The sequence below is a fragment of the Nocardioides ginsengisoli genome (assembly GCF_039537225.1).
GTDB lineage: Bacteria > Actinomycetota > Actinomycetes > Propionibacteriales > Nocardioidaceae > Nocardioides > Nocardioides ginsengisoli.
The window spans coordinates 17004-27020 of sequence record NZ_BAABAC010000032.1; the positions used below are offsets into that span (position 1 = coordinate 17004).

Below are 10017 nucleotides of genomic sequence, written 5' to 3' on the forward strand. Positions count from 1 at the left end.
GGGGCCTGACCGGATCCGGTCAGGCCCCTTGGTGTTTCGCGGCGTCAGCCCTCAGGAGTGACGTAGGCCGCGGAGATCCCTCCGTCGACTACGAGCTCGATGCCGGTCACGAAGCTGGAGCCGTCGCCGAGCAGGAAAGCCGCGGCCCGAGCCATCTCCTCCGCGGTGCCGAAGCGACCCGCCGGGATGTGCACCATGCGCCGGGCGACCTCGTCGGGACTGAAGAGCGCCTCCAGCATGGGCGAGGCGACGGGGCCCGGGCTCAGGCTGTTGACCCGGACCCCCCTGCGGGCGAGCTCCACGCCGAGCTCGCGCGACATCGCCACCACCGCGCCCTTGGACGCGGTGTAGCCGATCTGCGAGACGGCCGAGCCCATCCGCGCGACCAGCGACGCCGTGTTGACCACCGCTCCGCCACCGCCGGCGATCAGGTGCGGGATCCCGTGCTTGCAGCACAGCAGGACGCTGGTGACGTTGATGACCATCGTGCGGTCGAACACGGTCCGGTCCACATCGAGGGCCGAGCCGTCCTCGCCGAGCGCGACCCCCGCGTTGTTGAACAGCCCGTCGATCCGCCCGAAGCGTTCCGCGGTGCCGTCGTACAGGTCGCGGACCTGCTCCTCCACCGTGAGGTCACAGGCGACGAAGTGATCGGCCCCGGTGTCGTCGGCCGCACGGAGGTCGGCCCCCACGACGACCGCCTCCTGGCGCTTGAGCTCCGCGACGGCCGCACGGCCGATCGCCCCCGACGCCCCGGTGACGACGACGACCTTCCCCGCGAGCCCGCTCACGTCGCGTCCGTCCCGAACCGCCCGGCGAGACGCAGCCCGAGGAGGTACGACGTCGGACTGAACGGCCACTGGCTGACGACCTTGCCGCTCGTGCCCTGGAAGTAGTTGGACACCTCGTTCCACACCGTCTTGTCGAGCCGCCGCTGGAGCCGGCGGTTGTAGAAGTCGTGGAGATACGACTTCACCGTGATCTTGGAGGCCTTGCCCGAGGCGAGCCGCCGGACCTGCTTGGCAGCGAACCGGGCCTGGGCCTCGTAGTAGGTGACGAGTGGAATGCCGCTGGTGTTGGGGCCGAAGATCATGAAGAAGTTGGGGAAGTTCGGGGTCATCACGCCGAGGAAGGCCTCAGCACCGCCCTCCCACTGCTCCCGGAGGACGACGCCGTTCTCGCCGGTCGTGCGGTAGGTGCTGATGAAGTTGGCCGCGTCGAATCCGGTGGCGAGCACGATCATGTCGAGGTCGTGCTTCTCCCCCGTCGCGTCGACCACGCCTGTGGGAGTCACGTCCGCGACGGCGTGCGGCACGAGCTCGACCTTCGGCGAGCGCAGGCTCCGGTAGTAGGTGTCGCTGATGACGGTGCGGCGCGCCTCGACCGAGAACTGGGGCGTGAGCAGCCGCTCCAGCTCCGGCTTGTCCCCCATCTCCTGGTGCAGGTACGCACGGGCGGCGGCGAGCCGCTTCTTGTTCACGCGACCGTCGACCCGCGCGTGGCTCGCGCGGTACTGGCGCAGGTCGTAGTCGAGGTAGAGGCGGTAGCGCCGGAAGTAGTAGACCGGCTTGATCCGGTTCCAGCGCCGCTCAGCAGGGCTGAAGTCGCGCGCCTCCTTGGGCAACAGCCAGTTCGGCTCGATCTGGAACACCTTGACCGATCGGCCCTGGCGCTCGGCCTCGGTGACGACCTGCACCGCGGAGGAGCCCGTTCCCAGGACGCCCACATCCTTGCCTTCGAGCGACAGCTCGTCACGCCAGGTGGAGGTGTGGCAGAGGTCGCCCTCGAAGACCGTCTCACCACGGAGGAACGGCGGGATCAGCGGCGTGTTGAGGAAGCCGACCGCGGAGATGACCGCCTTGAACGGTCCATGCGTGACGCCGGCCTCGTCGATGATCGTCCAGGTCCGCGACGGCTCGTCCCACGTCACCTCGGCGACACCGGTCTCGAGCAGGGTGCGCTCATAGAGCCCCCACTTGCGGGCGACGCCCTGGAGGTAGCCGAGCAGCTCGCGCCAGTCGGCGTGCGTCCGCGTCCAGTCGTGGGGCTCGAAGGAGAAGGAGTAGATGTGCGACTCGAGGTCGACCTCGGCGCCCGGATAGCGGTTCACCAGCCAGGTGCCGCCGATGTCCTCCGAGCGCTCGAACATCACGAAGTCGCGCACGCCCTCCTTGAGAAGGGCCGTGGCAGCCGCGATTCCGCTGAAGCCGGTGCCGATGATCGCCACGTCGTGCGGGCCCGCGAGGGGCGCCTGATTCGGGGTGGATGACTTCACTGGGACCACCATCTCGTCGTAGTTGGTTGTTTGGTCCAGTCTTTCGGCCTTTTAGCGGAACGTCAAGGCCTCAGCGATGCTCAACGTGCCGCTGAAGCTCGAAATCGGTGATCGTCCGGTCGAGCCAGGCCTCGTAGAGCGTCAGCTCGGTACGGCGGGTGGCCGCGAAGGCGTCCACGAAGCGCCGCGGCAGGAGCCGGTCGACGTACCGCGATCGCTCGAACGCGGCGATCGCCTCGCCGAGCGTCACCGGAACGGCGCGGGAGGTGCGCGGCGGCGGGAGCTCGAGTCTCCGCTCCAAGCCGTCGACGCCGCCGGCCAGAACGGCGGCGGCGATGACGTAGGGATTCGCGTCCGCTCCCCCACGGCGATGTTCGACGCGCGCCGAGGTCTCGGGCCGGACCACCACACGGCACGCCGTCCGGCGGTCGTCGTAGCCCCAGGACGAGGTCGTCGGAACCCACATCCGCGGGTCGATGCGCTTGAAGGAGTTGACGTGCGGGTTGAACATCAAGGTCAACTGCGGCAGTGAAGCGACCAGTCCGGCCACGAACCGGGCGCCGACGGCGCTCAGTCGTTCGTCCGCCGCGAAGACGTTCGCGCCGTCGCGCTCGAGGCTCGCGTGCACGTGACCGCCGGCTCCCTCGCGATCGCCGAACGGCTTCGCCATGAAGGAGGCGACGAGACCGCGTTCGGCGCACAGCTCGCGCAGGTGGCGCCGGGCTCTCGCGGCGCCGTCCGCTGCGCGCAGCGCCGGGGACGGAGCGATCGAGAACTCGACGAACCCCGCACGGGCCTGCGACCGCACTGCCTCGAGCGGATGGCCGATCGCCGCCATCCGGCGCGCGAACTCGGCGGCGAGGTCGGCGATCGTCACCGCGTGGGCGAGCGAGCCCGGCCGACGGTCGTCACGGTCGGCCTCGAAGACCCAGGTCTCGTACTCGAACCCGAGCACCGGCTCCAGGCCCAACGCGCCGAACCGCTCGACCAGGTGCTGGACCATCCCCCGCGGCGAAGCGCCGACCGGGTCGCCGTTGGCGTCCACGAGATCCCCGATCACCGCCTCGATGCCTCGCCAGGGCAGGTCGACCCTCGTCGACTCGTCGAGCTCGACAGCCGCGTCGGGGTAGCCGTTGCCGGCGTGACCGAGCGTGGTGTCGGTCATGTCGTCGGCCAGCGACAGCCCGTAGATCGCCGTACCGTGCGCGGCGCGGGCACCGGGCCGCAGCCGATCGGCGTGGACCAGCTTCTCGCGCAGCCCGAGCTCGAGGTCGGGCACCTCGAGCCGGGCGAGCGGGCGTTCCATCGGCACCCGCTCGCCCGAGCCCGGTCCCACGCTCAGAGCGCGGCCTCGAACGCCGTCATCGCCAGCTCGAAGCACTCCCGGGGCGCGCGGATGATCCCGGCGCCGATCTGGCCGCCGTCGCGGCCGGCAAGCCCCACGTCCATGACCGGAGTGATCCCGGTGGCCAGGACCTTCCGGGCGTCGATCGCGGTCGGCGTACCGCGGAAGTCGAAGAGCGGGATCCGGTACGTCGAGCTCTCGCCCTGGGTGATCTCGTACATCTGCTCGTTGCGCTCGATCATCACGGCCGCCGATCCGCCCTGGTACTCCTGGAGGGTGAGCGCGCATGCCTGCGCGAAGCCTCCGAGCCCGACCGTCTCGGTGATGGGCGACTCGCCGCCCATCCAGGTGATCTCGTCCTCGCTGTGCCCGGCGAACAGCTTGCCCTCGTGCACCGGAGGCGGTCCCTCGAACCAGCGGTCGCCGAGTCCGGCGAGCTTGATCGCGAAGCCCCGGCAGCTGAAGGCCATCGCCGAGACGAGCGTCGACCCCGGGACCACCATCGCGTCGGCCGAGACCTTGGCCGCGGCCATCGACAGCCGGAGGAAGAAGTAGTCGTTCTCGGCCAGGTGGACCATGGTCTCGCGCACGCCCGGGACGTCGTCGCGGACCATGTCGAGGACCGCCGGCAGGATCTCGCGATTGAACAGCATGGAGGCCGCGGCGTTGCGGCTGTGGACCTCGTCGCCCATCCGCAGCGCCCGCGCGATCAGCGACTTCAGCGGGACTCCGCCGGTCCGCCGGATCGCCTCCCCCACCACCGGCGCGAGCACGGTGTTCACGTGCAGGAGCCGTTCGTGGACGCCCTCGTCGTAGCAGCCATAGTTGAGCCGCCGCGGCTCCTTGCCCTCGTAGAAGTTGCAGAACCCGACATTGCCCAGCGCCCGGTTCTCCACGACGAAGACCGGCATCGAGGCCGTGTAGATGCCCGCGAGCGAGCCCACCGCCCCGTAGTCGTGGCAGGCGCCGACCCGGATCCGCCCCGAGGCGAAGCCTTCGACTGCTTCCTCCCGCGTCGCCGCCAGCCCTTCGAACAAGGCTCCGCCGATGAGCGCCTCGCGCTGGCCGCCGACGTAGTCCTCCCACGCCATCGGCGCTCCCGAGGTCAGCACCAGGTCGTCGGTGTAGCCCGGGATGACGTCGCGCGCCGGCGCCACGTCCACGACCCAGGGGTCCGCCGCGTCGAGGCGCCGGAACGCCTCGGCGTTGGCGATGTCGACGTCGTCCAGCGCCTCCGGAACCGTGGGCGCGCTCACCATGCGACCACACCTCCGTCGACGAGCAGCGTCTGCGCCGTGACGAAGGACGAACGGGGCGAGATGAAGAACTCGACGACCTCAGCGACCTCGTGCGGCTCCCCGATGCGGCGCAGCATCGCATGGCCCGCCGAAGCCTCCTCGCCTCCCGACACGCGCGCCATCGACGGGCTCATCGGCGCCCGGATGACGCCGGGCGCGACGTTGTTGACCCGGATGCCGCGCGGCGCGAGCTCGGAGGCGAGGTAGCGGGTGTACGCGGCGATGCCGGCCTTGGTCGCGCCGTACACCGAAGCGCCGGTGAAGCGGCCGAAGTGACCGGTGAGCGAGCCGATGTTGACGATGGAGGCCCCGTCCCCCAGGAGGCCGGCCGTCGCCTCGACCACGCGGGCCATGCCGGCGATGTTGACCTGGAACATCAGGTCGAGCTTCTGCTCGTCCAGCTCGCCGACGAACGAGTCGCGCAGGATTCCGGCGCAGTTGACGAGGCCGACCAGCGACTCGCCGGCGGGTACGGCCTCGGCCACAGCGGCCTGCACAGAGGCGACCGAGGTGACGTCCATGGCGACGAACGGATGGGGGAACGCGGCGGCGCCCTCGGGGATCGATCCCTCGAGATCCGCGGCGACGGGGCGGTAGCCGCTCTCCTCGAGCCGCGCGCAGATGGCGCGTCCGATGACTCCGCCACCCCCGGTGACGATGACTGTGCCGGTCACTGTGCTGCCTTCCTGGTGGTGGGCCGCGAGCGCCCGGCTCGCCTTGCCCTGTTGACTGGTTCTCTCGGCCCCTCATCGGCGCAGAGGCCGGCGCCGGGCCGCCGCCTCCCGTGGGGCGCGGTCAGTTGACCTGGCGCTCGCGCTCGCCCCAGAAGTCCTGGCGGAGCTTGAACTTCTGCAGCTTCCCGGTGGCGGTCCTCGCCAGCTCGGTACGGAAGTCGACGCGCTTGGGCGTCTTGTAGCCGGCGAGGCGCTCGCGGCAGTAGGCGATCAGCTCCTCCTGCGTGACGTCACCCGAGGCGACCACCAGTGCGGTGACCAGCTCGCCCCACTTGTCGTCCGGGATGCCGATCACGGCGGCCTCGCGGACCGCCGGGTGGCTGGCGAGCACGTCCTCGACCTCGATCGACGAGACGTTCTCCCCGCCGGTGACGATCACGTCCTTCTTGCGGTCCTGGATCGTGAGGTAGCCCTCGGAGAGCGAGCCGCCGTCGCCGGTGTGGAAGACACCTCCCGCCTGCGCCGCGGCCGTCTCCTCGGGGTTGCGCCAATAGCCGTCGAGATTGTGGTTGCTCGCGACGACCACCTCGCCGTCCGGAGCGATCGCCACGCGGACGCCGATCGCGGGTGCGCCCGCCCGGCCCAGCAGCCTGGCCTGCTCCTCGCCCGGAAGCGCGGACCACTCATCGCGCATCCGCGACATGGTCAGGAAGGGGGACGTCTCGGTGAGGCCGTAGATCTGGATGAACTCCCAGCCGAGCTCGTCGCGGATCCGCTCGATCAGGCGGGTGGGCGGGGGCGCTCCCGCGACGACCACCCGGACCCGGTCCCGCCCGGGCACCGGCCCCTCCCACTGCCGTGCCGCGTCGAGCACCGCGGCCAGGACGGCGGGTGCGGCGCACATGAGCGTGACGCCGTGCTCCTCGACCCGACGCAGGATCTCGGCGCCGTCGACCTGGCGCAGGACGACGTGCCGCCCGCCGAAACCGGTGATCGCATAGGGCATGCCCCAGCCGTTGGCGTGGAACATCGGCAGCGTGTGCAGGTAGACCTCGGACTCGCCGACCCCGAGGTGCCAGCCGAAGGTGACCGCGTTGAGCCAGAGGTTGCGGTGGGTCAGCTGCACGCCTTTCGGGCGCGCCGTCGTACCGGAAGTGTAGTTGATCGTGGCCGTCGCCGACTCGGCGCCGGCCCACGGCCGCGGCGCGACCGGGTGGGCCCACAGGCGCTCGTCGTCGTCGCCGAGGACGAAGGTGTGCCGGCACCCCACGGCGGCCGCCACCTCGCGCAGCGAGGGGTCGACGAGCAGGACGTCGGCGCCGCTGTGCTCCACGATGTAGCGCACCTCGGCGACCGTCAGCCGGAAGTTGATGGGCACCAGCACCCGGCCGTAGCCGCTGACGCCGTAGAAGGCGGCGAGCAGGCGCGCGGAGTTCTGGGACAGCACGGCGACCCGCGCCCCGACCGGCAGGCCGAGCTCGTCGAGCGACGCGGCGAGCGATCGGGCCCGAGCCGCCAGCTCGCGGTAGGTCAGCGGCGCCCAGGCGCCCTCCGCCCCCGGCTCGTCGTGGACGGCGATGCGGTCGGGGAAGACCGTGATCGCTCGATCGAGGAAGTCGTGGACGGTGAGTGGGTAGAACATCGCTTCTCCGCGGGTGCCGGTGCCGAACCTTGGAGTCGTGACCCTACGGACTTATTGGACTAAAGGCAAGACCCATAAGCCTTTAAGGCGCGAGGGCGCGCCGGAGCACTCGGGCGGCGAGGCCGATGGAGTAGCCTGCGCGTGATGAGGAGGTGTCAGTGTCCGAACACCCGAAACTGGGGCCGATCCGCCAGATCGCGGCGCACGAGCTGGTCCTGGACCAGATCCGTCGTTCGATGGACTCGGGTCAGTTCCGCCCCGGGGACCGGCTTCCGGCCGAGCGCGACCTTGCCGAGATGCTCGACGTGTCCCGGACGACGGTCCGAGCCGCGATCGCGGTTCTCGAGCGCGAGGGTCGCATCTCGGTCCGGCGCGGCCGCGGCGGCGGGTTCCTCGTCCTGGAGCCGACCTACGACCCGGTCGAGGCCCGACAGGAGCTCAAGCGCAACAAGATGGCGGTTCGCGACGCGTTCGACTACCGCGTGATCGTCGAGACCGGTGCCGCCCGTCTGGCAGCAGAGCGGCGCAAGGCCGCCGACCTGCCCAAGCTGGCCGACCTCGTCACCCGGATGGACGAGGTCATCAAGGCCGGGCGGGCGGACGACGCGAGCGGCCACGTGACCGAGTTCCAGCTCCTCGACTCGGCGTTCCACCTCGGCATCGCCGAGGCGACGGGCAACCAGCAGCTGCTCGAGGCGGTCGCCCAGGGAAGGCAGCGGATGTGGCTCCCCGTCGGCGCGATCTTCGGCCACATCGAGGACAACGCCAACGACCACCACGCCGAGATCCTGAGCGCGATCCGCGCCAAGGACGCCGAGCTCGCGGCGTCGGCGATGGCCGAGCACATCAACGAGACCCGGCACACCATCGAGGCCTGGCTCAGCCGCTGACCGAGCCGGAACCAGCGCGGCCGGATCACCCCATGTTGGTGAGCCAGCCGCCGTCGACGACGAGGTCGGTGCCGGTCACGAAAGATGCCTCGTCGGACAGCAGGTAGGTGACCGCCGAGCACACGTCGCTCGTCGTTCCCACCCGGCGCAGCGGCACCCGACCCGCCATGGAGCGCTCCCGCTCCGGGTCGTTCTCGTAGATCCCGGCGATCATCGGCGTGACGATCGCGCCGGGGCACACGGTGTTCGAGCGGATGCCCTCCGGCCCATACTGGGCGGCCAGTCCTCGCGACAGGCTGATCAGGCCGGCCTTCGAGACCTGGTAGGCGTCGAGGGCGCCGTCGGCCAGCCGGAGACCCGCGATGCTCGCGATGTGCACCATCACCCCGGAGCGGTGCTCGCGCATCACGGGCAGCGCCGCGCGGGCCATGAGCATCGCGCCCGTGAGGTTGATGTCGAGCACCCGCCTCCAGGCCTCGGGGTCGACGTCGACGATGGAACCGTCGACGTACGGCGGCGGCGGGAGCCCGGGATCGGCGAACCAGGCCACACCGGCGGCGTTGACCAGCATGTCGACGTTCCCTTCGCGCGAGATCGTGCGCGCGCTCGCGACGACCGCGGGCGCCAGCATCGGATCCGCGATGTCACCACGGTGGTAGCGAACGCCCTCCGGGAGCCGCGCCGGAGCCTCCTTGACATCCACCGCGACGACTCGGACCCCACGCGCCGCGAGGTCCTCCACGATCGCCAGGCCCATTCCGCCACCGGCGCCGGTGACCACGGCAGTCCGGCCCGTCAGCTCGCCCATCAGACGAGCCCGAGGTGACGCCGGAGGAATGCCGCCAGGTCAGCCACGGCCCCGACGGCGTCGTCGAACAGGCCGGGGAACTGGACGAAGCCGTGGATCATCCCGTCATAGCGCCGGTGCTCGACGGCGACGTCCTGCTCGGCGAGGCGCTCCGCGAGCGCCACGCCGGCGACAGCCAAGGGGTCGTACTCCGCCGTGAGAACCAGAGCCGGAGGCAGCCCGGCGAGGTCGGCGCCGAGGGGCGACGCATAGTCGGAGGCGGCGTCCTCCGGACGCGCGAAGTACGCGTCCTTGTGCCACTGCACCTCGTCGCGGAACAGCACGTAGCCCTCCAGTTCGAGGTCGAACCCCTCGTCCAGGTCGAAGGTCGTCGCCGGGTAGATGAGCACCTGACAGGCCAGATCGGGGCCTCCCTCGTCCCGCGCCAACAGCGCGACGGCCGCCGCCAGATTGCCGCCCGCACTGTCCCCCACCACCGCGACCCGCGATCCGTCGAGGCCGAGCCTCTCGGCGTGCGCGACGGCCCAGACCAGCGCTGCGTAGCAGTCGTGCGGGGCCGCGGGAAACTTGAACTCGGGCGGGCGGCGGTAGCCGACGCTCAGCACCGCACAGCCCGAGGCGTTCGCGATCGCGCGACACAGGCCGTCGTGCGAGTCGATGCTGCCCATCTGCCACCCGCCACCGTGCAGGTAGACGACGAGCGGCAGCGGCCCGTCTGCACGAGGTCGGTAGAGGCGCACCGGCACCTGGCCACCGTCCGACATCGCGACGAGGTCGGCCACGAACGCGACGTCCTCGACCTCCATCGACGCGAAGGTGCGCTCGAAGTTCGCGCGCGCGACCTCGACCGGGAGCAGGTGACTGTTGGGCTGCTCGCTGGCAGCAGCGTCATCGAGGAGCTGCTGGGCGACGGGGTGGAGCGGCATCGGAAACCTCTCGACTCGAGGACATAAGAACCTTTGGATCGGTCTATAGACCATATTAGTCGGAGGTCGCCCCGGGAGGTCAAGGGACGGGCGCTCGGTGTGTGCCCGGCGTCGACCCCGTACGCAAGGGATCACGGGTTCGAACCCCGAACCGGGCAG

General features: G+C 70.6%; 9 protein-coding genes. 1 reads left to right on the top strand and 8 read right to left on the bottom strand.

The window, feature by feature from the left end:
• Nucleotides 1-44: 44 nt before the first annotated feature.
• The 6 genes from AB4880_RS17205 to AB4880_RS17230 form a co-directional block, all read right to left on the bottom strand.
• Complete coding sequence (locus tag AB4880_RS17205; protein WP_367920451.1) at nucleotides 45-791, bottom strand: SDR family oxidoreductase; 747 nt, start codon at nucleotides 789-791, stop codon at nucleotides 45-47.
• A complete protein-coding gene (locus AB4880_RS17210; protein WP_367920452.1) occupies nucleotides 788-2275 on the bottom strand; it encodes a flavin-containing monooxygenase in 1488 nt (495 codons plus the stop codon). Before AB4880_RS17210 ends, AB4880_RS17205 begins: the two co-directional genes overlap by 4 nt.
• Nucleotides 2276-2345: 70 nt before the next feature.
• The gene (locus AB4880_RS17215) at nucleotides 2346-3581 is read right to left on the bottom strand and encodes a type I glutamate--ammonia ligase (protein WP_367920453.1); all 1236 of its coding nucleotides are present in this window, start codon (nucleotides 3579-3581) and stop codon (nucleotides 2346-2348) included.
• Between the two features lie 32 nt (nucleotides 3582-3613).
• On the bottom strand, nucleotides 3614-4879 hold the full coding sequence (locus tag AB4880_RS17220) for a YlbE family protein (protein ID WP_367920454.1): 1266 nt from the start codon (nucleotides 4877-4879) through the stop codon (nucleotides 3614-3616).
• Complete coding sequence (locus tag AB4880_RS17225; RefSeq protein WP_367920455.1) at nucleotides 4873-5592, bottom strand: SDR family NAD(P)-dependent oxidoreductase; 720 nt, start codon at nucleotides 5590-5592, stop codon at nucleotides 4873-4875. Before AB4880_RS17225 ends, AB4880_RS17220 begins: the two co-directional genes overlap by 7 nt.
• A 121-nt stretch (nucleotides 5593-5713) precedes the next feature.
• The gene (locus AB4880_RS17230) at nucleotides 5714-7234 is read right to left on the bottom strand and encodes an AMP-binding protein (protein WP_367920456.1); all 1521 of its coding nucleotides are present in this window, start codon (nucleotides 7232-7234) and stop codon (nucleotides 5714-5716) included.
• Between the two features lie 158 nt (nucleotides 7235-7392).
• Here AB4880_RS17230 and AB4880_RS17235 point away from each other — a divergent pair, with 158 nt between their 5' ends.
• Nucleotides 7393-8124 carry a FadR/GntR family transcriptional regulator gene (locus tag AB4880_RS17235; protein ID WP_367920457.1) on the top strand — a complete coding sequence of 244 codons (732 nt, stop codon included), beginning with the start codon at nucleotides 7393-7395 and terminating at the stop codon, nucleotides 8122-8124.
• 25 nt (nucleotides 8125-8149) lie between these two features.
• Here the strand turns inward: AB4880_RS17235 and AB4880_RS17240 are convergent, their stop codons facing one another.
• Nucleotides 8150-8932 (bottom strand): SDR family NAD(P)-dependent oxidoreductase, encoded by a 783-nt coding sequence (locus tag AB4880_RS17240; protein ID WP_367920458.1) that lies wholly within the window; start codon nucleotides 8930-8932, stop codon nucleotides 8150-8152.
• The gene (gene lipP1 / locus AB4880_RS17245; protein WP_367920459.1) at nucleotides 8932-9858 is read right to left on the bottom strand and encodes a LipP1 family hormone-sensitive lipase; all 927 of its coding nucleotides are present in this window, start codon (nucleotides 9856-9858) and stop codon (nucleotides 8932-8934) included. The genes AB4880_RS17240 and lipP1 overlap by 1 nt, the downstream gene beginning before the upstream one ends.
• Nucleotides 9859-10017: the final 159 nt, after the last annotated feature.